This window comes from Pontibacter sp. FD36, assembly GCF_015686655.1.
In the GTDB taxonomy this organism is placed as follows: domain Bacteria; phylum Bacteroidota; class Bacteroidia; order Cytophagales; family Hymenobacteraceae; genus Pontibacter.
Genome location: NZ_JADPMP010000012.1, coordinates 182255 through 208469 on the forward strand (window position 1 = coordinate 182255; position 26215 = coordinate 208469).

24 protein-coding genes are annotated in these 26215 nt (G+C 47.0%); 11 read left to right on the forward strand and 13 right to left on the reverse strand.

The features are described 5' to 3' along the window. The first annotated feature begins 40 nt into the window (after positions 1–40). From I0P70_RS17570 to I0P70_RS17580, 3 genes are all read left to right on the forward strand, one after another. A complete protein-coding gene (locus tag I0P70_RS17570; protein ID WP_230392273.1) occupies positions 41–898 on the forward strand; it encodes an alpha/beta fold hydrolase in 858 nt (285 codons plus the stop codon). Between the two features lie 122 nt (positions 899–1020). Then, positions 1021–1638, forward strand: coding sequence for a hypothetical protein (locus I0P70_RS17575; protein ID WP_196120463.1), 618 nt, complete (start codon positions 1021–1023; stop codon positions 1636–1638). 92 nt (positions 1639–1730) lie between these two features. Continuing rightward, on the forward strand, positions 1731–2003 hold the full coding sequence (locus I0P70_RS17580) for a hypothetical protein (RefSeq protein ID WP_196120464.1): 273 nt from the start codon (positions 1731–1733) through the stop codon (positions 2001–2003). A 25-nt stretch (positions 2004–2028) separates the two neighbouring features. On the opposite strand, the gene I0P70_RS17585 is transcribed toward I0P70_RS17580, so the two are convergent. After that, positions 2029–2979, reverse strand: coding sequence for an NADP-dependent oxidoreductase (locus tag I0P70_RS17585; RefSeq protein ID WP_196120465.1), 951 nt, complete (start codon positions 2977–2979; stop codon positions 2029–2031). Positions 2980–3238: 259 nt separating this feature from the next. On the opposite strand from I0P70_RS17585, the gene I0P70_RS17590 reads away from it, so the two are divergent. Both I0P70_RS17590 and I0P70_RS17595 read left to right on the forward strand, forming a co-directional pair. Further along, entirely contained in the window at positions 3239–5446 is a 2208-nt protein-coding gene (locus I0P70_RS17590) for an acylase (RefSeq protein WP_196120466.1), read from the forward strand. A 221-nt stretch (positions 5447–5667) separates the two neighbouring features. Further along, positions 5668–7476 (forward strand): hypothetical protein, encoded by a 1809-nt coding sequence (locus tag I0P70_RS17595; protein WP_196120467.1) that lies wholly within the window; start codon positions 5668–5670, stop codon positions 7474–7476. A gap of 234 nt (positions 7477–7710) precedes the next feature. Here the strand turns inward: I0P70_RS17595 and I0P70_RS17600 are convergent, their stop codons facing one another. Further along, positions 7711–8547, reverse strand: coding sequence for an alpha/beta fold hydrolase (locus I0P70_RS17600; protein WP_196120468.1), 837 nt, complete (start codon positions 8545–8547; stop codon positions 7711–7713). 233 nt (positions 8548–8780) lie between these two features. Here I0P70_RS17600 and I0P70_RS17605 point away from each other — a divergent pair, with 233 nt between their 5' ends. Continuing rightward, a complete protein-coding gene (locus I0P70_RS17605; protein ID WP_196120469.1) occupies positions 8781–9398 on the forward strand; it encodes a hypothetical protein in 618 nt (205 codons plus the stop codon). Between the two features lie 120 nt (positions 9399–9518). Then, the gene (locus tag I0P70_RS17610; RefSeq protein WP_196120470.1) at positions 9519–10322 is read left to right on the forward strand and encodes a hypothetical protein; all 804 of its coding nucleotides are present in this window, start codon (positions 9519–9521) and stop codon (positions 10320–10322) included. A 111-nt stretch (positions 10323–10433) separates the two neighbouring features. Here I0P70_RS17610 and I0P70_RS17615 read toward each other — a convergent pair whose 3' ends face one another. Together I0P70_RS17615 and I0P70_RS17620 are read right to left on the reverse strand one after the other, a co-directional pair. Further along, positions 10434–10610, reverse strand: coding sequence for a hypothetical protein (locus I0P70_RS17615; protein ID WP_196120471.1), 177 nt, complete (start codon positions 10608–10610; stop codon positions 10434–10436). Positions 10611–10718: 108 nt separating this feature from the next. Then, positions 10719–11738, reverse strand: coding sequence for a proline iminopeptidase-family hydrolase (locus I0P70_RS17620; protein WP_196120472.1), 1020 nt, complete (start codon positions 11736–11738; stop codon positions 10719–10721). Between the two features lie 195 nt (positions 11739–11933). On the opposite strand from I0P70_RS17620, the gene I0P70_RS17625 reads away from it, so the two are divergent. Continuing rightward, complete coding sequence (locus I0P70_RS17625; RefSeq protein WP_196120473.1) at positions 11934–13022, forward strand: DUF3616 domain-containing protein; 1089 nt, start codon at positions 11934–11936, stop codon at positions 13020–13022. 77 nt (positions 13023–13099) lie between these two features. On the opposite strand, the gene I0P70_RS17630 is transcribed toward I0P70_RS17625, so the two are convergent. Next, entirely contained in the window at positions 13100–14425 is a 1326-nt protein-coding gene (locus I0P70_RS17630; RefSeq protein WP_196120474.1) for a DUF2254 domain-containing protein, read from the reverse strand. A 333-nt stretch (positions 14426–14758) separates the two neighbouring features. Here I0P70_RS17630 and I0P70_RS17635 point away from each other — a divergent pair, with 333 nt between their 5' ends. The 3 genes from I0P70_RS17635 (at position 14759) to I0P70_RS17645 (ending at position 16102) form a co-directional block, all read left to right on the forward strand. Then, entirely contained in the window at positions 14759–15103 is a 345-nt protein-coding gene (locus I0P70_RS17635) for a DUF6152 family protein (RefSeq protein WP_196120475.1), read from the forward strand. 2 nt (positions 15104–15105) lie between these two features. Then, positions 15106–15591 (forward strand): DUF6644 family protein, encoded by a 486-nt coding sequence (locus I0P70_RS17640; protein WP_370583252.1) that lies wholly within the window; start codon positions 15106–15108, stop codon positions 15589–15591. Positions 15592–15730: 139 nt separating this feature from the next. Beyond that, a complete protein-coding gene (locus I0P70_RS17645) occupies positions 15731–16102 on the forward strand; it encodes a hypothetical protein (protein ID WP_196120476.1) in 372 nt (123 codons plus the stop codon). 32 nt (positions 16103–16134) lie between these two features. Here the strand turns inward: I0P70_RS17645 and truA are convergent, their stop codons facing one another. The 8 genes from truA to I0P70_RS21490 form a co-directional block, all read right to left on the reverse strand. Then, positions 16135–16920, reverse strand: a complete 786-nt coding sequence (gene truA, locus I0P70_RS17650; RefSeq protein ID WP_196120477.1) for a tRNA pseudouridine(38-40) synthase TruA — start codon at positions 16918–16920, stop codon at positions 16135–16137. Between the two features lie 82 nt (positions 16921–17002). Next, positions 17003–18541, reverse strand: coding sequence for an alpha,alpha-trehalase TreF (gene treF, locus I0P70_RS17655; RefSeq protein WP_196120478.1), 1539 nt, complete (start codon positions 18539–18541; stop codon positions 17003–17005). Between the two features lie 217 nt (positions 18542–18758). Then, positions 18759–21083 carry a DUF262 domain-containing protein gene (locus tag I0P70_RS17660; protein ID WP_196120479.1) on the reverse strand — a complete coding sequence of 775 codons (2325 nt, stop codon included), beginning with the start codon at positions 21081–21083 and terminating at the stop codon, positions 18759–18761. A gap of 3 nt (positions 21084–21086) precedes the next feature. Further along, the gene (locus I0P70_RS17665; RefSeq protein ID WP_196120480.1) at positions 21087–22379 is read right to left on the reverse strand and encodes a putative phage abortive infection protein; all 1293 of its coding nucleotides are present in this window, start codon (positions 22377–22379) and stop codon (positions 21087–21089) included. 333 nt (positions 22380–22712) lie between these two features. Further along, positions 22713–23018: a hypothetical protein gene (locus I0P70_RS17670; protein WP_196120481.1), complete on the reverse strand. Its 306-nt coding sequence runs from the start codon at positions 23016–23018 to the stop codon at positions 22713–22715. Between the two features lie 120 nt (positions 23019–23138). After that, complete coding sequence (locus tag I0P70_RS17675; RefSeq protein WP_196120482.1) at positions 23139–23840, reverse strand: hypothetical protein; 702 nt, start codon at positions 23838–23840, stop codon at positions 23139–23141. Positions 23841–23843: 3 nt separating this feature from the next. Further along, a complete protein-coding gene (locus I0P70_RS17680) occupies positions 23844–25664 on the reverse strand; it encodes a hypothetical protein (protein ID WP_196120483.1) in 1821 nt (606 codons plus the stop codon). Positions 25665–25857: 193 nt separating this feature from the next. Then, complete coding sequence (locus tag I0P70_RS21490) at positions 25858–25989, reverse strand: hypothetical protein (protein ID WP_255531078.1); 132 nt, start codon at positions 25987–25989, stop codon at positions 25858–25860. Positions 25990–26215: the final 226 nt, after the last annotated feature.

Genomic DNA, 26215 nt, shown 5'->3' on the forward strand with positions numbered 1-26215 from the left:
AAACATGAGGAGTGATCTCTGAACAAAAGATTCCATGCCTATGACCAAGCTGCAACACCACTATTTCGATTTACCGGATGTGCGCCTGCATGCCGTGCGGGCAGGAGACGAGGCTGGCGAGACACTTATGTTTCTGCATGGCTTTCCGGAGCATTGGTATGGCTGGCACCGGCAGCTCGACTTTTTTGCAGCAGCCGGCTACGATGTGGTAGCGCCTGATCAGCGCGGCTATAATTTGAGCAGCAAGCCCAAAGTGGTAAAAGCCTATACCCTGGACAAGCTCACCGGCGACATCGTGCGGCTTATCAGTCAGCTGGGCAAGGAGCAGGTGGTGCTGGTGGGACACGACTGGGGCGGCATGGTGGCCTGGACACTGGCTATGCATTTTCCGCACCTGCTCCGCAAGCTTGTCATCCTAAACATACCCCATCCGGCCATCATGCAGGAGCACCTCCGGAAAAATCCGAAGCAGATGCTCCGCAGCTGGTATGCCGCCTTCTTTCAGCTGCCCCTGCTGCCCGAGCAGGCAGCGCAGGCTTTTGACTTTAAAGCGCTGTCGCAGGCCATGACCGGCACCTCCAGACCTCACACTTTTTCAGAAGAGGACCTGGCCATTTACAAAGAGGGCTGGCAGCAGCCCAACGCCCTCACCAGTATGATCAACTGGTACCGGGCCTTCAGACACAATCCCCTCGACCTCAGCAGTACAATTGAAGTACCCACCCTCATGATCTGGGGCAAAGAAGACACAGCACTAGGCGCTGAGATGGCCGAGCCTAGCATTGCTTTTTGTCCGAAGGGCAGGCTGGTCTTTCTGGACGAGGCAACACACTGGCTGCACCACGAGCAGCCAGACAGAGTGAACCAGGAGATATTGACATTTCTAAGGAACAGTTGATAACTCTGACTGGAGATATACCTTATTGTTAATTGGTGAAAGTGGTTGATTATCAGGTGAAAGTGTGCTCTGTTTATGCCTGGTGACGTATAAATAAGGTGGTGATTTTAAAAGAGCATGCTATGAAGAAAATGTTACGAACCTGGGGGCTACTGGCCTTCGTTTGCTTATGGAGCCTGACGGCCTGTGAGGAAAAGGTCAGCGCCGATCCTGCTGTCGATCTCTCGTTCACATCCGCTGAATTCCTGCTGGATGATCTGGATGCCTTATCAAAGCCGCATCTGCGGGACGGCTGTGATAAAAAACAATTCAACATCCATTCAGTGGCAACCGCGCAGACCGAGCGGCACACGCTCGCTTATATTCTGCCGATGCTGCACCTGCAGGCAAACCAGGCGGGCAGTATCCGGGATTATGCCCAGGAGCACCAGCGTACTACTGCTAGCCCCCGCGGCAGCATCAGCATCATTCACCAGGAGATTCTGATGAAGGCCAATGCCGAGCGCGACATCCTCCTGAAAGCCTATAATGATAACCGCATCAGCTTTGCACAGCTCGAAGAAAGGCTACAGGTACTGCACGAACGGGTAGAAGCGGAGCTTCGTAACCATGAAAGAAAACAGGAGCACATGCAGGTGCTGCGCAGTCAGCGGTCAGCGCTTTTCCAAAACATAGAGGCCGTGCTGGATCGTGAGCAGTTGCACCAGTGGACTAGCTGGAGGCGCAGCATTCCGTCGTAAGTTGCTGCAATGCACTAAACAAAAAACGCTCACAGCTGCTAGCAGCTGTGAGCGTTTTTTACATACTTTGAAGCTTCATGTGATTTAATGCTATGTCCTCAGCCTACAAACCCATCGACCAAAATTACCGCGAGCTGCTCGAAGCACTGGTGGCCAAACGGGCCACCGCCCGGCTGCAGTTCTACTCCGATATCGGCGAGTTTCTGACGCTGCACGCTACCTTGAAAGAACTTGTGAAACGCGGAGAAGAAGAGTACCTGGTACTGACCACCGGCGAAGAGATCCGGCTCGACCGCATTGTGCGGGTTGATGACAAACCCGCGCCGGGTTACGATGAGAGTTTCTTTCAGTGCGATGTCCACTAGTGCTGCTCTCAGGTGTGTTTATACCTTAGGGCACGAGCACGATTTTACCACGGGTGTGCTGCGTCTGAATCTGGCCCAGGGCCTCGACTGTATCTGCTAAGGTATAGGTCTGGCTCACATGTACCTTCAGTTTACCAGACTCGGCATACTCCCGCAGTTTGTCCAGCTGGCTGGCGTTCGGCTCCACAAACACATACTGGAAATCAATAGCAGGATCGAGTCCATCGCCTTGATGCAGGATGGAGACCAGTTTGCCCTTTGGCTTCAGGGCGGCGAGGCTCTGTTGCAGGGTGTCGCCGCTGGCGCAGTCAAAGATCAGGTCCACGCCATCCGGAGCGACCTCTTTGGCAGCTGCACCCACATCCTGGTCTTTGTAATCGATCGTAAAATCAGCTCCCAGTTCTTTCATAAAAGAATGATTCTTCTCGCTGGCTACCCCGATCACGGTGGCGCCACGTGCTTTAGCAAGCTGTATACCTAAGCTGCCCACACCACCGGATCCGCCCAGTATCAATACAGTCTGGTCCTCCTGCAGATTGCCCGCATCAAACATTGACTGATAGGCCGTTAAGCCGACCAGCGGAATGCCGGCCGCTTCTTCAAAGGACATGTTCTGCGGTTTCCTGGCCAGGAAGCTCTCCGGTATGACAATGTACTCGGCAAAGGTGCCATGCTGCACCACGGCGCGGCGGGCGTAGGCGTATACCTCGTCGCCTACTTCAAAACGACGGGCGCTGAAACCTCTGTCCTCTACTATACCTGCCATATCCCAGCCCGGAATGATCGGGAATTCGTAAGGGAGGTAATCCTTCAGATAACCTTCCCGGACGGCCGCATCCACCGGGTTCACACCGGCCGCCTTTATACGCACCAGCACCTCGCCCTCTTTTACTTCCGGCACATCGACTATCCTGATCTTTATTTTGTCAGCACCACCGAACTCATCGTATACCGCTGCCTTCATTTGTTTAGCCATAGTTTGTTTTTATAATTTCGTTTTGGTCTATGCTCTCACTTTTAAGCAAAAGCTCTTCTTGGAGGATAAGCTTATACATACGGCGACTGTCGGGTAAGTTTCCACAGAAGTGCAGGCGCAGGCGCTGGAAAACAGAAACAGTAGCCATCCCAGACTATCCGAATGTTGTCCTTACAGCACGAGGAGCACATCGTTTCTGCGTTTTTCAGAATTATGCTTAAATTGGTAGATCAAATCTCAGCTTATCTACCTTAAAACCATGAACTATCTCTTCAAGCCCCAGGCGTTCCTGCTGCTTTTATTCATCTTCGTTTCTTCCTGCGTTACCAACAGCAAAACCGACACGGCAAACGAGGTGGCGAAGTGGGAAGAGCAGGCTGCCCGTGTTACCATCATGCGCGACGATTTTGGCGTGCCGCACGTCTATGGCAAAACAGATGCCGATGCCGTTTTTGGGCTCTTGTACGCCCAGTGCGAGGACGACTTCAACCGGGTGGAGCGCAACTACATGTGGGCCATCGGTCGACTGGCGGAGGTAGAAGGAGAGGAGCAGCTTTACAGCGACCTGCGTGCCCGTTTGTACATGACAGAGGCAGAAGCCAAGGCTGAATACGAACGCAGCCCGGCGTGGCTGAAGGAGCTGTGCCAGGCCTTTGCAGACGGCATCAACTACTACCTGCATACGCACCCGGAAGTGAAGCCGAAACTGCTCACCCGCTTTGAGCCCTGGATGCCGATGTACTTCAGCGAAGGCTCCATTGGTGGTGACATCGAAAGCGTTTCCACTAAAGGGATTAAAGCCTTTTATGAAGAAGACAGATCGCTTGGATTGAATAGCCACGGGCACGGTCTGGTGCAACCGGCTCTGCTCGAAGAACCAAAAGGCTCCAACGGCTTTGCCATTTCAGGCAAGCACACGGCCTCCGGTGATGCCATGCTGCTGATCAACCCGCATACTTCTTTCTTCTTTAGAGGTGAGGTGCATGCCGTGAGTGAAGAGGGTCTGAATGCCTATGGTGCCGTTACCTGGGGACAGTTTTTCATCTACCAGGGCTTCAACGAAAAGACCGGTTGGATGCACACTTCTGCGTATGCCGATGTGATTGACGAGTTTGAGGAGACCATCGTGCGACAGGATGGCAAGCTGTTTTACCAGTACGGCGAGGAACTGCGCCCCGTGGAAACCCAGGAGGTAAGCCTGGCCTACAAAGACGGTGAGGAGCTGAAGCAGAAGACTTTCACAACCTACCGCACCCACCACGGACCGATTACACATATGAACGGCGACAAGTGGGTAGCCACTGCCTTGATGTGGAAGCCAGTTGATGCGCTGATTCAGTCCTATACCCGCACGAAGAAAAGCAACCTGAAGGAGTTTAACGAGATGATGCAGATGCGCACCAACTCATCTAATGCCACGGTGTACGCCGATGCCGACGGTAACATCGCCTACTACCACGGCAACTTCTTCCCGAAGCGCGATATTTCCTTCGACTACTCCAAACCCGTTGACGGCAGCAACCCGAAAACTGACTGGAACGGACTCCACACCTTGGACGAAACGATCCGCATCATGAATCCACCAAACGGCTGGATCCAGAACTGCAACTCAACGCCTTACACAGCCGCTGCTGAGTACAGCCCCAAAAAAGAAGACTATCCGGTATATATGGCGCCATCGGCTGAAAACTTCCGGGGTGTGCACGCCATTCGTTTGCTCAAAAAAGCTGAGAACCTGACGCTCGATAAACTGATCGAGCTGGCTTATGACCCATACCTGCCGGGCTTCGAAGTGCTGATACCCGGTCTTGTAAAAGCCTACGATGCGCAAAAACCAAATGACCCAAAATTAAAAGCAGCTATCGACGTGATGCGCAACTGGGACTATGCCGTGTCGAAAGAGTCGGTAGCGATGTCGCTAGCGCACTTCTATGCCACCAACCTGCTGCGCGACGGCTCTGCGCCAAAAGGCCATATCATGGAGCGCTTCGACTATTATGCCAACACAGCACCGGCAGCGGAGCGACTGGAGATATTCCAAAAAACCATCGCTGAACTGGAGCAGGACTTCGGTCAGTGGAATACGCCTTGGGGTGAGATCAACCGCTTCCAGCGTCTGACCGGTGACATCAAGCAGCCGTTTAACGATGCGGCTCCGAGTATTCCGATTGGTATGGCATCGGGCAACTGGGGAGCGCTCGCTTCTTATGGTGCTAACCGCTACGATACCAAGCGCCTGTACGGCACCTCCGGCAATAGCTTTGTGGCCGTGGTAGAGTTTGGCGACAAGGTAAAAGCCAAGACTATCCTGGCCGGCGGTCAGAGTGGCGACCCAGCATCCCCGCACTTCAACGACCAGGCCGCCCGCTATGCCAATGTGAACTTTAAGGATGTGGCCTATTATCGTGAAGATGTAGAGAAAAGAGCCAAAGTGACTTACAAGCCGGGGCAACGGGTGAATAAGTAGTAGGTATAAACTGATAAAGTAAAAAGGTCCGGGCTTCATAGTCCGGACCTTTTCTGTTTTGCAAGAATAAAATTCTCACAACTGTACACTTTTCTTATTCTATTCATCCTTTCTATAAAAATAGTCGTAAAAATTATTTTTATAGTCATAATGTTAATTGCTCCACTTTTACTTGATAACATACAGCACGCTGATGATCTAGAAATTCTAACAGTGAAATCATGAACAGGAAATGGAGTACGCTGTCTTTAGGAGCCGCAGTTATACCGGGCTTTTTGCTCTTTACCAGCTTTTTAGACAAGGAGGACAGTCGGCTGGAAGAAATTCCGCCTTACAGTAGCATCCCGATGTGTGGAGGAGGCAGCTCTGATAAACTCGATACACATGGCGCACATCTCAATTGCCATTCACCCGTTACTTCCTATGTAGACCTGCTACCGCCACCGGAGCTGATGGTGGGCATCGGCAGCAGTCATATCCCAATCACTTCCAATTCGAAAGCAGCCCAGCAATACTTCGACCAAGGGCTTTCCATGCTGCACAACTTCTGGGATTTTGAGGCTTATCGCGCCTTTAAACATGCCGCTAGCCTCGATAGTACTGCAGCCATGCCGTACTGGGGTATTGCCATGTCCCTTAATTTCAGTTCTCAGCGTGAGAAAGAATACAAAGCGGCTATAGCCAAAGCCAAAAAGCTAAGTGATAAAGCCTCTGAAAGAGAAAGGCTTTACATTAGGGCGCTGGCCACTTACGACTCCCTGGGCAATGAAAAAGGCGTGGAAGCTTTTAAGTCCGGAATGGAGAAACTGATTTATCGCTATCCTGATGATGTGGAGGCGCAACTGGTGCTGTGGCTGAACGGATTGTCCCGCGGCTATACGCCGGAGATGGCCCCGAAGCAGGATGCACTATATGCCCAGTGGATGCTAGAGAAACTGATGAAGTCGCATCCCGACCACCCGGGCGTGCACCACTACTACATCCACCAGATGGAAAACTGCTGCCCCGACAAAGCCATCGAAAGCGCCGACCGCCTGGCAGCGCTCACACCTAATTCCGGTCATATGGTGCACATGCCCGGACATATTTATTACAGAATAGGGGATTATGAAAAATCACGTGCTTCGTTTATCGCTTCCATGAAAGTGGATTCGGCCTACATGGCCTCGCAGCAAATACAGCAACTGGACAACTGGAATTACATGCACAACCTCCACTACCTGGTGGCCAATTGCACCGAGGAGGGGCGCTACAAAGAAGCCAATTACTGGCATCAGCGCTTGGAGAACATTCCGCCGCCTGCCGATACATTGAAAGACCGCCTGCGTGACCACCGCCGCATGATTTTCAGGCGCGTGGTGTTTTATGGAGCCGACCTGGACCTGCGCTTCGGCAACTGGGACAAAGTAGCCAAGCGCTACAGTAAGCTTACTGATGAGGATTCTGTTTTCGCCACGCTAGGGTATAGCAAAACGTATCGGAATGCGCTGGTACTGTATGCCAAAGGAATGGATGCCATTGAGCGGAAGAAACTGGATATGGCCGCCCAACATGCCGATGCGCTGGATGCCATGCTCTGGCGTGCCAACAAACAGGAAAACGTATCACTGAGCCCTTATTTTGAAAACCGCTTCAATGCCCAGTCGCTAGAGTTGCGGGGCAATTTGCTGGCTGCTAAAGGAGAGACGAAGAAAGCCGTTGCGCTGCTCACGCAGGCCCAGAAGCTGGAGCAGCAGCTGGGCTACCGGGAGCCGCCCTACTATGCGCGTCCTGTTGCCGAGAGCCTGGCCAATGCTTATCTGCTGGCCAGGCAGTACGATAAAGCCCTCGAAACTTACGAAGCGATGCTAAAGGCCAGACCCAACAGCGGCTTTGCTATTTACGGCATTGCGCGGACACACGAACTGGCAGGTAACCAGCAGAAAGCCACGCAGTACTATGCCCGTTTCCGGGAAACCTGGCGCCATGCGGATAAGGATTTGCCCCAAGTCAGAAAAGCGGAAGCCTGGCTGAAGAAGAACCGGACTTAGTTGTAGAAAGTAGATGGCAAAAGAGGTAAATATCAAATTTCTGCATTGCAAATGTGAAATAAGGACCTAGCCTTTTACCGTGAAAAAAGCCAAGGTACCTGAAGACTATGGCAGAAGGTGCGGAAGCAATAAGAGAAGTCTAAATAAACGAAAGGTCCGGGCTGCATAGTCCGGACCTTTCGTTTGGCAATTACTAATTGCTATTGGCTTTATCCTAATCTTAATCAAACCGTCCTACTGCCGCAAGAAGTCAATTATGGCACTGTTCAATTCCTCCTTATGCGTCAGGAACAGGCCGTGCGGGGCTCCTTCTATTTTAATATACTTGTTGTGTCGGATCTCTTTGGAAGATTGGTCACTACTTGTTTCGATCGGCACGATCTGGTCAGCATCGCCATGCACGATCAGCGTTGGCACTGTCACATTGCGCAGCTCAGGGCGGAAGTCGGTATTAGCCCACGACTTGGCTGTTTCGATGGTAGCCCGGGGCGATGCAGCCGAGGCAATGGCCCAGTCATACTTCAGCACCTGCTCTGTGACCGTATCCTTGTAATCGCTGGCGTTGTAGAACTGCTTGCTGAACTCTCCCAGGAAAGTAACCCGCTTCGTTTTAAGCGCCTCCATGATCTCATCCAGCTTGTCTTCGGGCACACCATCCGGGTTGTTCTCTGTTTTCTTCACAATAGGTATAATCGAACTTACCAGCACCGCCTTGTCGATGCGGTCGTTGCCGTACATGCTCAGGTAGCGCACCACTTCACCGCCACCCATCGAGAAGCCCACCAGCACACAATGCCGCAGGTCCAGCTGTTCAATCAGGGCACGCAGGTCTCGTGCCAGGGAAGTGTAATCGTAATTGTGGTAGGGCCGGTCGGAGTCGCCAAAACCGCGACGATCATAGGCGATGCAGCGGAAGCCGGCATCTACAATGGCTTGTACCTGGTTCTCCCACATCTTGTGGCTCAACGGCCAGCCATGGATTAGAATCACGGGCTGTCCATCGCCATAGTCCTGGTAGTTCAGGTATACATTCTCACCCCGCTGGATGTCTTCAGTTTCAATAAAAGGCATAATTTTAAGTTTGTTTTAGTGGTTGTACATTCATTAAGCTCATTGCCCATGGGCGTTTTCTTTTAACTGATTGCAGGGGTAAATGTTCGCTGATAGGCACGCTCAAGTACAATAAATTAGAGGGATTGTGTCTGGTAGAAAGCGCAGGATCTGAAATCCCGTCACCTGATAAATATTCAATTTCCACAGCAATTTTATTTTTCTATCTTGCATAGTAAAATAACTATATACCTATGAACAAACTTAGATTTGTGATGATGTGGTGCCTGATGTTAGGCATTCTGTTTTCGTGTGGTGACAAAGACGAAGATGCATCGCCGGCAACAACAGCGGAACTGGATTACTTCCCTACGACAAAAGGCTCCACCTGGAATTATGGTGGTACCAACCCTTACTCGATTACCGCTACTGGCAACACCAAGGTTATCGACGGGAAAACCTATTCAGAGTTCGAAACAAAGCAGGGAAATGAAACAAGAAAGGCTTATCTGCTGAAAGAAAAAGGCGTGTACACCGGTGTCGGAATGGATCCAACCATCGGGAATATAGCCCTCACATTTCTGAAAGAAGAAACGCCTGCAGGCAAGCCGTGGTACCAGAACAATGTGATGAATGGCATCGACACTAAAACGACCTATACCATCATCGCCAAAGACATGACCAAAACGGTGGAAGGGAAAACCTACAAGAATGTGATCCATGTGCAAGCCAAGACCTCTGTGATTTTCATGGAAATGGAGATTGATTCGGGCGTCGATATGAATTACTTCTGGGCCAAAGGCGTAGGCCTGATCCTGACAGATGCAGGGCAGCACGCCAACATTCCGTTGTTGACCTACGACATCAAGTAAATCTGATGCACTTGCTGAGCTACCTGAAGGTAGGGACTTACGTCAGGATGATTTATGTTAGGGCAGATGGCGAAAGGCCGGTACGAGTAAGTGGTTGGAGTCAGGTATAACACAGCACATATGAAAGCATACCTACGTATTGCTCTTCCCTTTCTGCTCTTGTTCTGGAGCAGCTGCAGTAGCGAAGAAACTGCGCCTGTGGTGGAAGTCCCTCCCTGCCTGCTCATGGAGCAAACTTCTACGCTGACCTACGCTTCCGGCAGCCCCATCAAACCGCAGACTATCACGACGCGGTTAGAGTATAATGACCGGAATGCGCTGGCCGCTATATTCCAGACAGAGTATGCGGGCACCTATTTTGACAGAGCTGATCTGAAGTATAACAAGCAGGGGCAGGTAACAGAGGTTGTCCATAAGAACTACCGGTATGTAAACGAGTACAACGGGCAGGGAAAATTGGCGAAGCAAACGCGGTTTGCCAAACGCATGGGTGACTTCAAGGAAGAGCAACTAGCTTATTATACCTTAAGTTACAACAGTCAGCAGGAACTCGCTGAAGCGCAGCAGTTCAGTATGGATACAGGTAAGCCGGTGCTGGAACTGGTGTGGCGCTATACCTATGATAAGGGTGACCCGGTATACCTGGAGCAGTTGGAGCCTGGCGGTGAGAGCTACTACCATGTGCAGATGACTTACGATATGCATGAAAAGCCCAGCACATCGTATGCCCATACCTATTTTGAGCCCTTGCGCCCGCCGTCTGCACACAACCAGTTGAGCTATACCGTAAGGGAAACAAACCCGAGTTATGCCAGCCACAGCACGACCTATACCTACAACCAAGCCGGCTATCCGGTGACGGCCACTACCCGCTATTCAGATGGGAGGGAAGAGGTCGTGACCTATACCTACATGTGTAAGTGATATGAATCAAAATACCGCATAAGATACTTTGAAGTAAGCTTCCGCACATGAAGCTTATCGTAATTAGGATTGAGCATTAAAAAAGCCCCTGTGTTAGCAGGGGCTTTTTATTTAGTTAACTCGTACGGGGATCAGCTCACGCTCGAAGTATACCAGGTCCTTCTGCGAAGGATTACCATTGACGGTGCAATAGTAAATGCGTTTGAGATACTGTCTGATCGTTAATTTAAGATCCGGATTCACTTTTGCGAACACTTCAGATCCAATAGAGAATTTATTTTCTAACATATCCTAATGTACGCATTTAAATGGGATAACACCGGGTTATTCTGGCCTATTTTACGGAAAGTGCCTTTAGGCCAGATCAGGTAACCAATAAGCATTGTGTTATTCCTTCTATTTACCATCCACCTCTTTCATAAAATCAACCAGGCCCTCAAAATACCTTTGCTGATCATCATAAAAGGCCATGTGACTGCCTTCGGGGCAGTGCAGGTAGCGCCCATTCGGGTATTGAGTGGCCATCCACTCCATGTGTTTCGGGTCCATGGTGTCGTGCTGACCGCCGATGGTGAGCGTAGGCACCTTAATGTTTGGAAGGTCCTGGGAGCGGTCCCAGTTTAGAAGTGAGGCGTTGCCCCGGATGCCGAACTCACTTGGCCCCTGCATCTGCACATAAATGGTCTGGTTCATGTGGTCGAGCATGCGCAGGGCCGGATCCGGCCAGTCCTCCAGCGGCATGCGCAGGGCGTGCTTGGTATAGAAGTGCGGTAGCAGCAGCTCCATGTAGCGCGGGTTCTCAAAGTCGTTGTCGGCTTCTATCTGCTTTATCTCGGCCAGTACCTCGGTAGGCATCTGCGGACCCAGCACCTCGTCGGCATACTTGTTATATTCGGGTACGCTTGACACCATGTTCGAAATGATCAGGCCTTTGAGATGCTGCTGGTACTTAAGCGCGTATTCGTTTGCCAGAATGCCGCCCCAGGAGTGGCCCAGCAGGTAGAAATTGCTTTTGTCGAGTTGCAGCGCCTGGCGCACCTGCTCCACTTCCTCTACAAAGCGGTCGATTTCCCAGAGGCTGGTGTCGTCGGGTTTGTCGCTGTAGTGGGAGCCCAGCTGGTCGTAGTAGTAATACTCAATGCCCTCCTTGGGCAGAAAGCTGTGAAAGCACTCAAATGCCTCGTGCGTGCCGCCCGGTCCGCCATGCAGCAAAAGCAGCTTCATAGTCGGGTTGTTGCCCACCCGTTTCGTCCAGACATAGAACTCGCCTTTTGGGGTATTGATGGTAATCCGGCGGGCTCCACCGCTAAGTTCGTGCTCGGTACCGGCATAGTTGTGGTAATCGGCTACGGAAGTAGTTGAACTGCCGGAATTTTCAGAAGTGGCAGGAGAAAGCTGGCGCAAAAGTGATTTCATGGTTTATCGGTTTAAGGTGAGCGTAAGGAGTATGTACGGTGAATATACACAAAGTATAGCTTCCTGTCACTTGGTATATACTTTAAAATAAGTTAGCTAAAGTTACGTTTGGCTGACTACAGATATAGCAATAGCCGGCACCAACCAGCCTGCGTATGTATACCTGAAAACTAGACGCTATATCTAACAGACACCATGCTTGAGCAAATTAAACTGAGCTTTTCCCCGGACCTGAGCCTGAATGCCGAAGGCAAGCATGTGCGCGACGGCCTTTCCACGGCCATGTTCATTGGCGATAATTTGTGGCTGAGTTGTGATGAGCGCACCACCATCGAGCGCCTCACCCGTCTACCTGACGGCTCCTTCGGAAAGCACCACTCCTTTGATGTGCATGACTACCTGGATCTTCCGGCGCAGGATAAAAGTGAGATAGACATCGAAGGCATGGGCATGGCCGACCATTACCTTTGGCTGGTTGGCTCCCACAGCCTGAAGCGGAAGAAACCGAAGCGGCCTGACTCCTTCAAGAAACAGATAAAACGACTGGCTAAAATTACGAGCGACCCTAACCGCTACCTGCTGGCACGCATCCCCATCCTTCAGGATCCGGCAACAGGAGAGTATACCCTTTACAAAGAAGTGGAAGACCCGGACCGGCCCGGCAAATTGCTGCGTGCTGGGCAATTAAGAGGTGACAAAACCAGCAATATGCTGACTGAATTAATGGAGCAGGACGAGCACATCGCACCTTTTATGAACATCCCCGGCAAAGACAACGGCTTCGATATAGAAGGACTGGCCATACACGGCAGCCGCATTTTTATAGGGCTGCGTGGTCCGGTGCTGCGGGGCTGGGCCATGGTGCTGGAAGTGGAGCCAGAAGAAGACGGGACCGGTATCCTGCAACTGAAGCAGCTGACTAAAGAGAAACCCTACCGAAAACACTTTCTGAACCTGCGGGGCAAAGGTATACGGGAGCTCCGCATTTTCGGGAATGACATGTACCTGCTGGCAGGGCCCACCATGGATCTGGACGGCGTGATTGCTATCTACCGCTGGCGCGATGCCGTGAACGGGGACACAGAGCAGGTAGTACATAACAACGAACTGGAGCGACTTTGCGAGGTACCGCACGGCACAGGCGAGAACACCGGCAAAGACAAAGCGGAAGGCCTCGCTATACTGGATGACCAGCGTATGCTGGTCGTATTCGACAGCCCGACCGATGCCCGTACGGTGGGGGAGCATGATGTGCAGGCAGACGTTTTGCGGATTGTGGAGTAGGTTTGAACTACATTATCAGGTCTGCAGCACAATGCTGAACGAAATCAAAAAAGGATAGCGTAGAGACCTGGTAAAACTCATTTTTCTCTTCTGGCAGCGGGTTCATCGGCCATGTATTTCTCTCTGGCATTCTGAATCAAGGCTTTGATGTAGGCCACGTCTTCCTGGCTTTTCATATCCTGAGCCGAAGCCTCCTCTATTGAATTTAATTCCTTTTCCATAAGCGACCTGTGTTTGTTTTCTTCATCACGCTTGCTCACCTTGGCAATAAGGTCGATGAGCTTTGCCTGCACGGCTACATCCTGCGAAGAATAGGCGCGGATACTGGCTGTGCAAAGGTAAAAGGTTGTCTCGAAAGGTATAGGCGCATAGATGATGGCAGCTGTTCCATCTTCATGCTCCACCACTTTCTGGCCACGTAAGCCCTGAAGTCTGCAAAGCAGGTCCAGCAGGTAGTCAATGGCATGAATAGCTGTGCCCGGATCGTTGATGGCCGGGCTCAGGGCTTTTACCGCAATTTCGGTTAGCTGCTTAAAACTGTAAAAGAAGTTTTCCTTGATATTTTCCTGGTGCCGGAAGATCACGTTCTCTTCCAGTATTTGCTGTATCTTCTGGTTCATCGGTTTATTTATCTTCAGGAAAGGCTCATCCTTGAGCAGATAAGTGCCCTGGTGCACAAGGACCCTCAGCTTCAGCCCCATCTTCCTGGAAACTTTCATAAATTCTTTTGAAGTGACAGTGTCAAAGTAGCCGGAATCCCAGGCTTTCACCAGGTAGAATTTTTCGTCTTCTTTCCAGTCTTCATGGTAGCTTCCACTTTTCAGTTCCCGGTCGAGCACGGCCCTGGTGGTGTGGTATGTGTTGCTGAGAATGTTTCCGATCTGAACCTGGTTGGATATCATGTGAATGAAATAGATGAACGAGATCAGGCAGGCAAAGCCCAGGTACATGCTGATGGCAACTGAAAGCTCAGGCACTTTGGGCCCCTCAGGCATAGTGTTGACATTGCTCAGAACGACGATTATAAAACCTGCCGTACCTATAATAGTGCCCAGGACAATCTGACTGCCTCTTTTGTTGAGCAGGTCCGGCAAGAGCCTGGGAGAGAAGCTCGATGTGACCTGTGTTAGAACGATCATCACCATGGCAAAGGTGAAGGTAACGAGTGTGAGCAGGCCCGTCAGCAAAGACGAGAGCAGGTCGCGGGCAGTATTCTCATCGTCTATCTTCAGGAAGGGCACCTTGTCTATCAGGGAGCCTCCAACTGAGATCCTGTCCAGATAAGTAGTGCTCATGGCCAGCGCATAGAGACCCAGCGAGATCACGATAGGGTAGAAGGCAATACTTGTGGTGACCTGTATATAAGTTTGCTTTACAGCGTATTTTAGTTTAGCAAAGTCCATAGGGTGAGTTGCACAATTGAAGCCATCATTTTTCTTACGAGAGCGTTCGATTTTAGCTTAAAACGGAATACCTGATTACGAATGGCTTTAGCTGAAGTTCGGTCTTGACAGGACTGGCATGATCTCCGGCAAAAATTCTGGGCAGGAGCGCCAACTTCAGAAAATTACTCGGACAGCAGCTTTAAAATGTTGGTGCAGTACGAATGGTGGGGTTACATCCCGCCAGCCGAGTAATGTGCAGGTCACTATACCTTGTTATACACAGCGCTATACCTACACCTTTTTCTGTTTCCTTCGTTTTTACATAAGTGTGTCACCTTCAGTTTTATACCTATGCTGTTACCTGCCAAATTACTCCTGCTTCTATTAATCCCGCTGACTGTGGTGCTACATCACGGTTGGGCAAACTACGACCAGACCAAAACGCTGGACTACACCGGCCAAGTGGAAGAGATCACCTATGAAAACCCGCATGGCATGTTAAAGCTACAGCACGAAAACAAAACCTGGACGGTTGTGCTGGCCCCGCCCAGCCGCATGAATTCCCGTGGCCTGGCAAAGGACATGATCAAGCCTGGTGATAATTTGCGGGTAGTGGGGTATCCGCATAAAGAAGTGAAAGATGAAATGCGGGCAGAGCGGGTCTATGTGGGAGACAAAAAGATAGAACTCCGCTAGCGGTGACCGCCCAACTAGCAGGGCTGCTGCAGGGGCTGGAAGACTCCGCTTTGGCGAGCGCCATCCGGCAATCCACTTGGCTATACCCCTTTCTGGAGATTGTGCACATCCTGGGTATTGTGCTGCTGGTCGGTGCCGCTTTCCTGTTTGATCTGCGCTTGCTGGGGCTTTCCAAAAAGCTGCCTGTCCCGGAGCTGGCCAACCATCTGTTGCCCTGGTCCCGGAGGGGCCTATACCTGATCGTTCCTTCCGGCGTCCTGTTGTTCAGTACCAATGCCATGACGCTGGCCACTGACACTGTTTTTCATATCAAACTGCTCGGCCTGGTGGTAGGTGGTATAAACGCCGGACTTTTTCATCGATACCTCCTTTCTTCTGCACCCGAATGGCCGCATGGCCACACGCCCGGGGCTGCTAAAGCCGTGGCAATATGCTCGGTGGTGGTATGGATGATGGTGATAGCCTGCGGGCGGTTGCTGGCTTATTAATTATGCTTTTGTTTCTTTTGTAGCTGGTTGGCTCCCCCTCTGACACGCGCTGGTAACTCGCGCCAGGAGGGAAGCTAGTCAGAGCATCTGTACCTTGCGGCACGGTAACCGTAAAGCTAGTAAAGCATATAGCAGCATTATGAATCTGACAGTAGGTTGTAAAGTGGAATGGACGGAGTCGGTGTACACGCCTTATACAGAAGGGGAGACATCTGACTTTATCGGGGAGCGGACGATAACCGGTAGGATAACGGCAGAAGGGTATGCGAAGAAAACGAATTACCATTTCTTCACGATCCATGTGTATGGGGCTGAAGGGGTAAATGCGCAGGAGATAGAAGTGAACAGTAAGATCGTCCGGAGGGGTGTGGTGCTATACCCGAAGTGCAGGCTATTGGCGACCCCAGACAACTACGATGAACTGGTAAAGGAAAAAGCAGATCGGAAGGAAAATAGCAGTCCGGTCTGTTATGCCGACTCAAAAGAATTGCGGGAAGGCTTTGAAGATTAAATGGAATCAAGGGCTTATTCGCCGGCCACTAGCTATACCTGCTGGAAGGCAGGAGAGAAGCCAGGGCGGGGCGGAATGTCCAGGAAAGGGTAAGTGACTTTGGACAGGTATAGCCCCTGCGGATAGGCCGGTGTCAGGTGCTTGGGTGCCGTTTCTAGGGCCAGGTAACTTTCGAACTCCTGCAGGCTGAGCGCACCGGTTCCGATTTTCAGAAGTTGGCCCACGATGATGCGGATCATGCGGCTCAAAAACCGGTTGGCCGATATCTGAAAACGCAGCCTGTCCCCTTGCTGGTCCATCAGCCAGCGGGCTTCTGTTACATAGCAAATGGTGCTGTCATGATCTGCCGGCGTAATACAGAAGTTCCTGTAATCGGTGTAAAGCGGGAGCAGGGCAGTAGCCGCCTGCATCGCTTCCAGGTTCATGTTCCGAACCGGGTACAGGGCACTTACATCGTGCAGAAACGGATCTTTGTAGGTATGGATAAAGTAGTCGTAGCTTCTTTGGCTGGCATCGAAGCGGGCATGGGGCAGGCCCTCCACCGGGATGATGTCGAACACGGCGATATCGGGCGGTAGCACTTTGTTCAGCCGGAAAAGCATGTCAAAGTCCCAGGGCTGCGCGACATCCAGGTGAAAAAAGAACTGGCTCGCATGTACCCCCGCATCCGTTCTGCCACAACCCACGATCGCGACGGGCTGCTTCAGAATCTTCTTCAGACACTCTTCTATTACCTGCTGTACCCCAACCCCATAAGGGTGTCGCTGCCAACCGTTGTAGTGCGTGCCGCTATAGCCGATATGAAAGAAGTAACGCAAGGGTTTGCTCAGGTATAGGTGACGGAGGTTTTATCTGCAAGGTAGAAATAAAAAAACAGTTACTATGGTAGCTTAGTCCGAATCAAGGTTGATTCTTCATCCAGGTATAGATGCCGTTCGTCCAGCCAAAGCCATCCTGATTGGGATATTCTCCGCCTCCGGCTTCTGAGCCAGGGTCTACCACGTTGTATTTTTCCATCATCTTGCCGGTTTCTTTAAACACCTGATCGTTCAGGGCAATCCATCGCTTTTTTATTTCTTCGGCAGTATCATCAAACCCATAATGGCGAAGCCCCACATAGCTGAGGTATTGCAGCGGAGCCCAGCCGTTCGGGTAATCCCATTGCTGGCCACTGTAGTGGAGAGAAGAAACCAGGCCGCCCTTTTTTAAAAAGCTGTTGACAATCTGTTCATGTACCTGCTGCGCCTGTTCTTTGCTGGCGATTTTGAAAAACAGCGGAAATATACCTGCCAGTGACATGATGCTCGTGGACTTGTTTGACACGGTATCATAATCCATATAAAAGCCATTGTCCTCGTTCCACAAATAGCGGATCATGGCCTCTTTACGCTTCTCTGCCTTTTGGAGGAAGTAAGCGGAAGGCTCAGAAAAAGAGCTGTGTGCATAGGCATCCGATAAGGTTACTTCCAGATCGTAGAGCAGGCAGTTCAGGTCGACAGGCACGATATCGGTTGTGTGGATGGATTCCATGTTGGTTTCTTCTCTGAACCAACGGCAGCTAAAGTCCCAGCCAGATTCGCAAGCTGCTCTGATATGCCGGTAGAGTGTGCCAGGCTCCACGCCATCCGTGGCTGCATGACGCGCCATTTCCACATCTTCCACATAGGACTCAGGGCGAGGTGCAGTAAGGTCATCCCAGTAGCGGTTCAGGATACTACCGTCTGGCATCAGGACGGCTCTGCGAATACAATCTTCTTTCTCTGAAAGGCGGTAGTACCCGTCCATCCAATAGTTATATTCTTTCTGCATGTGCGGGAGGTACTGCGTCAGCACATCGGGCCCGTCAATTTCAGCCAGCAGCCGGACCATCATGGCAAAGAATGGAGGCTGTGAACGTGTCATGTAATAACTCCGGTTCGCGTTCGGAATATGTCCATAGGCATCAATCAAATAGGCAAAATTATCGACCATGTCCCGGATCAGTTCATGTTCCCCGGCACATTGCAAACCCAGCATGGTAAAGTAGCTGTCCCAGTAATATAAGCCCCTGAATCTTCCGCCCGGCACGATATAGGATTTGGGGACAGGCAGCATGGAGCAGTTGGTTTGCGATTTGCGTGTCAGCAGGGGCCAAAGCTGTGCGATATGCTCCGTCACAGGTAGTTGCTGGTCACTCTCGTAGTCGGTTTGTATAGGGGTGGGAATTTCAAAATATGCACAGACGAAATCCTTCAGATCGAAGTCCTTCTCGTGCTTTTCGATTTCGTACAGACTTAGAATTTCTTCCGGGGCACGCTTGGGAAAACAGTCTGCAAACGTGATGGAATCAGGAAAGACATGATTCATCTGCACGTCGTGAAACAGCGGCCCGAATAACTGATCTGGTGGTAAAATGGCCGGTACTACGCTGTAAATCTGTGGGGGCTCTATCGGTTTCATTTATTCTTGCTTTACCTTATGCAGGAATAACTGGTTTTTAGGTTGAAGTGTTTTGATGATGGAAGGCTTTTAGGGGTGTGTAGAGCCTTCGCTAGAGCGGGCTTGTACTGTTACTCGTGTAGAAGGTATGGGGGATTAAAAAGGTAGGCACGAGCTGCCTGCTCGTGCCTATTAAGGAAATCTAAATTTTAGTTTTTATATAAAAAATCTTTAAGAGTTAGATCGAATAAATATTTGATAATTCTTCCAATTTATGATTAAATGTCTGCATATAATTTGCGTTTACGTCGCTCTCGGATGTATTTCTTAATAATGATAGCAATTCACGAATATTATTAAGGATTTCATAATTATTAGGAGTAAGTACGTCCTCAGGAATTTTATCCAATACTAGCCAGATTACATAAAAATCTTGAAGTGAACGCCTGAATTTTTTACTGTTTTTCACATTAAGGTATTCATTCAATATATCTTTATTAACTGGTTTTCCAAATAAATGAGAAAACTTAATAATTAAATCATTTGTTTTTTTGATACAATCTAAGAAATGGTTTTTTTCTATTGCTACATTATCGAGGTTTATTAAGAAGTCTCCTAATCCTTTTTTATTAAAAAGTCTACAGGTTATTCGATCTTGACGAGGAAAAAATCCTATGACTTTTTCTTGTTTTAGATTACTATAAGATATAAAAGACAGAATGGTAATTAACTCCTCGTTTTCCATCCTATCTGGTTTGTCTATAATTCTTTCTCTTAGGAAGAACCAATCTTTATGAGCCTCTACTACCTCATCCTTAATTTTCTTCACTACCTCTTGATTAACTATAGAATTCCACATCTCGAAAGAGTTATTTCTAATGGGGTATGGTTTATAATTAAGTCTTATAAATAAATCAACAGGATCAAAATCAGGATTTACCGTTTCTTCAATTATGACAAAATCAAGTACAAAATCTAAGATCTTATCCTGAAGGTCTAGAGTTAAACTACTATAGTTACTACCTTCTAGATTAGTTAAAATTCTGAGACCTCTAAGTTTGAAATTATTGTTTTTAGTACTTATAAGTTTACCATCCTCATTCAAATACTGGTTACCCAAAAAGCCTAAAATGGCTAGAAGCCTTTGCTGTCCATCTACTACTTCTTTAATGTTATTAGACCTTTTGTAAATGAAAACAGGAGGTAAGTTTATACCTAAAAGTATACTCTCAATGATTGAAGAAGCCTTTATTTCATTTATCTTTTCTTGTCTTTGGTAGGAAGGTCGTACTAAATATTTATTTGTTTTTAAATCATCTCTAATTTCATCTACAGGAGTTGATATAGGGTTTGGTTTATTTAGCCTTAAAATAGAAAGCTCATCTATAGATTTTGCAGCATCAACTTCGGTTTGTTTCAAATCATCTATTCTTTTCCTAAATCCTTCATCCTTAATATATATATTAAATTTGAATTTAGACAGTTTTTCAAAAAAGCTGGCAGTATCAGAGAATCTTTCAATTATGCTTTTATAATAATGACTTTCAATCTCGGTGTACTTACTTTTATTTTCAGAATAATGAGCTTTAAATTTTTCGATATCAATTTTTAAATCAATATCTTCTTTCCTTAATATTGTGAAAGCCCACAGAATACATTCATTAATCAACTTATTTGTTAAACCAGGAATCTCTGAAAACTCATTATATATATAGAAGACCTTCTCCAGCATTTGAGTAAAATCTTCGAATTCCTTTTGAGGGTCATCTGTGTTCTCTTTTGCAAAATCATAAAGAAGATCAATTATCTCTGTTCTTTCAGAACCTGCATAAGTAGATATTGGAAAGCTATTCAAAATTCTAAATCGCCTGATAAAGTCTACATTCTTAGCAATCAATCCCTTGTTATTTGCTCCTTCTGTTAACTCTTGCTTTGGGAAGAAACACAAATTGAATGCTCTTAAAAAGTTAAAATCAGATTTTAACTTTGTTTTAAAGAGTTCAGAAAATATATCTTTATCATATTTCGCATTATCTAACTCCTCTCGAGTAAGCGGTGTGATTCCAGTATTGTATCTTCTAAATATTTCTTTCTTAATAGTATCAATAATTTGATCATCTAAGTTTGGGTGATTAATCACTTCAAACTCATAAATCCTAATATTAGAATTTAAAAATATCTCCTGATTTTCAGATGATAATTTGTTGAATGAACTCTTATGTAAAATTTTTAATTCTTTTAATCCACTTACATTAAGACGGAAGTCATTTTCTTTAAATCTTTTTAAAGTCTCAAATCTTTGCCTACCATCAATTACTTCAATTTTTTGGCCTGTCTTAAAAAGAATCAAAGGAGGAATCTCTGTACCAAGAATTACACTTTCTATAAAAAAAGTTTGCTTAGTATTATCCCAAACATAATTTCTTTGATAGTATGGACTATAATCAATTCTTTTAAGGTTCCTCTCACTTAAAAGAGTCTTGATAGACATACTTCTTGCATTTATTTTCAATGAATTTTGAAATATATTCCTAAATTCTTTTGCTTTTAGCGTTTTGTCCATCGTCTAGTACTTATCATTTAATAAAGTGATTTTAGCTGTTGTTTCAACCGAAATGCCAAAGGTTATTCGATCATCATCTTCAGTAATATACTTTTTAATTATTGCCTTGTCCTGTTCAAGGTAGGTACTAAAAATAAGCCGATCATGAATTAAGCACAATATAAAATTACTAAACTCGTCTTTGGATAGTTTTATATTATTTTGAGTTAAGTCTTTGTTGCAAATGACCTTAATTTTTATTGAGTCAACTTCAAAATAAATTCCTACTATACAGTCAAAATCTTTAGACACTTCCTCTATTTTATCTGCTACATAAGTGATTTCATATGATTCATTAATATGCTTTGCTAAAAAAGAACTAAACCACTCAGTAAAAAAAACTATTTTGAAGTTTTTTTGAATACTATAATAGTGAGCAAATTCGGGTTTGTAAAATAAAGGGGTATGTTTTAATAAGTTATACTTTAATATTAATGACCTTGCTTTAATTCCATATATAGAATGGGAATTGTAGTATAATAGAAGTTGTTCATAGTCAGTTAATTGGGATCTTAAGATTTTTGAATAAAATGATTTTTCTCTGTCTGTTAACGTTATGCTAGAATCTATGATTTTTATAATTCTATAAAAGGATTTAAAATAATGAGATAGATGGCCTCGATGTTCATCATAAAGCTGAACATATTGCTCTATCATATTATCATGGTGGTCAGTAATTTTGAGCAAATGATTAAAACTTGAGTCCAAGGTTTCATAATGGGTCCTAAAGTAATCCTTGCCGTGTTTGTCTAGATTATTAAGATTGTTTTTTATAGTAAGATAGACATTTAATAGAGAGTAGAAATTTGACTCAAATTGCTGTACCCTTAAGGTACGACTTTGATCTTCATAAACTTTTCGGCTAGATTCTAATTCTTTTCTTTGAAGCTCAAATTCATTTATTTGTTGATTCAACGCATCTACTTGAAGTGCTAAAACTTTCTGGTTAGTCTTAATATCTTTACGCTGCTCTGTTAATGCTATATAAAATAATATAACACCAGCTAAGGCCCAAATTGAACCTATTACACCACCTACAAAGTCACCAAATTGTCCGAATTTTTCCGAATTAATAGGGAGTGAGAGACTTAGGGATGTCAGTTCACCCCATAAAAAGGGGAATACTAATGCAATAATTAATAAAGGTCCAATTAATATTAATAGAAGACTGATTTTCTCATTCCTTAAAATAATTGATGCTTTTCTGTTAAATATTATATAATAATAATATATAGTTCTTCTGAATTTTATAAGCATTTAATTAGATTGAATTTTAATAGAAATCAATACCTATCAATCAAAAATATAAATAAATAAATTAATGTCTATTCTTTCCTGATTTTATCTTTCTTGAATTTTGGTTCTAAAAACAAATAGCATAATTCTCAAATTTTAGCTGATAAGTTCACTTATCTGATTTTCTCCTTGCCAATCAATCCATTAACTAAACGATTTAATAATTTATATCTGTTGCTAGTAAGAAGCTCTCACTAATAACAAAGCAGTTCCGGCACTAAGCGCCCGGGACTGCTTTGTTAAAAGGGTATAGCAGCTCTCTAAATTTTACTGCTTTCTATAGCTACCTATACCTCACCGCTTCCTATTCTTGTTAAAGAAGCTCCACATGACTTCATTGATGTCAATATCGGAGGTCGTATTACCCAAAGGGTAGCCTATGTTAAAGGGTGCACTGCCCGGCCAGGTATGGCCCCCGATTTCGACCGTAGCTAGCGACACGGTAATGCCTTTGTTGTTTACTTCCTGAATCGTGACAGAGGTATTGTCCTTCTTATTCGCATTGAGCATCTTCTTGCTTTCTTTCTGGGAAGGCAATTTATTATGCGTCAGCCAGTAGGTATAAGTAGCCGGAGCCGAGGCATAGCCATGCACTTGCATGACAGAACACCTTTCTGCACATCTCTCAAAACCAGCAAAATTCCACATTGGGCAAGTTGTAGGCGGCTAAAATCATGACCGGACATATTATACTATAATGCCTTCTAGTTGAGAGAATAATTAGAAAAGCAGCACTCCTATACCTGCTGTTACACGTAAGCCTCCCCAGTCCGGGCCGATCTCTTTGTTATTAGCGGAGAGGATCATTCTCTCGTCTTCACGCAGGTGGAAGGGCTTACCATAGTAGAATAAATAGCCCATACTGATCTCTGGCACAAACCTTTTCACAGGATATTTTAAACTTACATAAGGCTTAATTCCGACTCCTATGGCTACCAGCTCATCCTTATCGTGTCCATGATGCTGCTTAATCTGGGAGGTGGTCTCCAGCGTGAGTGCACTGCGTACTGCTGTTACCTCTATACATGCGTACCAATTCAGCTTCCCTTCCCGAATCAGGTATTCTGAAAATGTACCGGCCGATTTGTAACTCACTAATTGATCAGCACGAATACTGCCGGAATAGTCAGCATAGGCCACGCGCCCACCCGTAGAACCTGTCTCCAGCACGATACCCCCTGCATAGCGTTCGCTAATGTTATAGCGGAATTGCAAACCGAACTGGTAATAGGCCGGGAATTCTTCTACAACCTCTAAGCCCAGATCGTTTTGGTACTTAAATCCCTCCTGCACTGTTTTTAGACCCTGCATGCTGAAGGTGCCATACCCTATGCGGGGCATAACGGAAAAAGAAGATTGCGCTATGGCTGGGGCTGCCAAAAGCAGTGCCATCAAAAAAAGTGGTAAGATAAAGCGTGGCATGGTTTAGAGCTGTATAGGGAAATAATAGGATGGAACAATAAGTTTATCCTTGAAGAAACGTAAGGCACTTCTTGAACCAAGCGAACCTGAATTAAGCTCTTTTACTATCCGCCTGTTTTCAATGTCATAGATATAGGTCTTGCCGTTGCCGACAGCCTGCAGGTAACCTGTAGCCGCGTCAATGTCGTAGAGGTGAACGCCGTCTCCGAGTGAGAAAGAACCGATGGACGTGTTGCTCTTGGTACTGTATACCTTAGTGGTGAAAAAGTCATTGTAAATAAAGTAGGGTGCCGTCGGGTGGAAGTATAGGGACGCATAAAGCCCTTTTACCATCTGCTCACGCTTCCAGGTGCCATCCGCCGCTCTCCGGAATACATCATTGTCAACGAATACCGCCTCACCATCTGGGCTAATCGTAAAGGTGCCGCCCTGGGATTTAAATACATGCTGAAGCTCGACTCTGCCCGTCGCCATGTCCACGATGTAAAGGCTGTTGTCTGACTTACTCGGATAGGAGATCAAAGCCAACTTATTGTTATCGCTCACTTTGAAGCCGTAATTAAAGAAATCAGAACCAGGCAATAGTTCATTCAGCTGTACGCTTCTGATGGTCTGGAGCGTCCGTGGGTCCAGCTGCAGCAATACATTGCTAGGCTCCTTTACATAGATGTACTTCACACTGTTCGAGAAGGCTGTGATGTTACTGGCGCGTTGCTTCCGTTGATGGCTGACTTGTAAGGTTCTCGAATCGACCGCAGAAATGGTTTCGCTCACGAGGTCATACAACAGGTTGAGTTCCGGATTGGAAGCATGGAGCTGCATGTTATAGTCCAGGTCGTGCCTGATGCCGTTGCCTGGTATCTGAGCCAGACTGATGAGGCCAGAATTAAAGTAACGGGGATCTATGTAAGGTCCTTTGGGAGACACATAAAACTGGAATTCGAAGCCGATGGTCAACGGAATGTCCCGGAACGTAATAACCGTGTCGGAAACAGTGTTTGTCTTATAATGCAGTGCCGGACCATACACGCTCGATATGGTATAGCTTCCAAAGTTCTTGTAAAAGTCCGTTCCTCTGAAGGTCAGACGCAATACGTCTGTACCCATGTATTCATGGCTCACAAGACCCGGCATATCAGAGGAGAATTCCCGCCGTTCGCTGTCATCGGAAGTAAAGCCTTTGTTGTCCGTAACAGTCACATAATAGGTAGCCGGGCCACCCAGGTAGGTGGTATCGAAAACGGACGTGACATGAGGTGGCAAGGTATAGGAAGCTTTGAAATAACCTTCAGCATCCAGTCGCACCAGCCGGTAGTTTTTAATGTCGCGCCGTTTGTAAGGCTCCCACTCAATGCGAAGGCTGCCGTCAGTTGGCTCTATACTGGTGATCTGGACAGGGGAGGGCGGCGCATTGTCCAGCATCAGCACCCATTTTCTGTATACCTGCATGCTTTCCAATCGAAGCTTGTCGGCCAGGCTATTGGTGCCGGAACTGGTTACCAGCACCAGTTGCAATTCGTGCGGACCGTCACTAAACTGCGTCGTCAGAAGGTCATGGAAAAAAACAGGATTTTCTACGGTGTGGATCACCTTCCCATCCAGCAGGAGTTGGTAACCATAGAAGCTTTTTCCGGGATACTCCAGTTGAAAATGCAGCCTGACCCAATCTTTCGCGAAAATAGTGTCGCTTTTGTCTGCAAGACTGATCTTGAGGTTGTTTTCAGGCGTCGGGTTTACTTCTTTGAAATTATCGCCGGAAGGGGAAAATGTACAGGCACACACCAGGAACAGCAGGCATGCCAGCAGCACGTAAATTTGTTTCATATAACAGGTCAGGTAAAAAAGCCGGCTAAAGGGATAATGATTTTACTACTTTGTGGATACTGATTTTATCGTTGTGGTATACCCGAATGTAGAGCACTCCCTGTAACTGTTGCGAAAGGTATAGCTCATACTGCTTTGCATTGGGTTCGGCAGTTAGCATAAGACTGCCCAGGCGGTCGTACACTTCAAAGCACTATATCACCCCATCAAAAGCAAAATATAGTTTGTCCTGTGCCGGGTTCGGATACAATTTCATTCCTTCGTCATCCGCATCGGCAATGCCAGTCGGAAGCGTTGTGACTAAAGCAGTTAAATTTGTTTTCATATAAGTGCACTACATAACATCAGACAAATATAAGACGAATACAATGAATTATTTATAAGTTATACAAGATTATACCTGGCCTAATTAGCAACAGGTAAGTACTATATTCTTGCTGCCTGTCTGCTTCATTTTATTACATTTGCAAACTGGGACAGGGGCAAGTACATACCAAAACCAAGACGTCCGTCTTCCCCAATTACTGCTTATTATTACTTTACCAATTTTA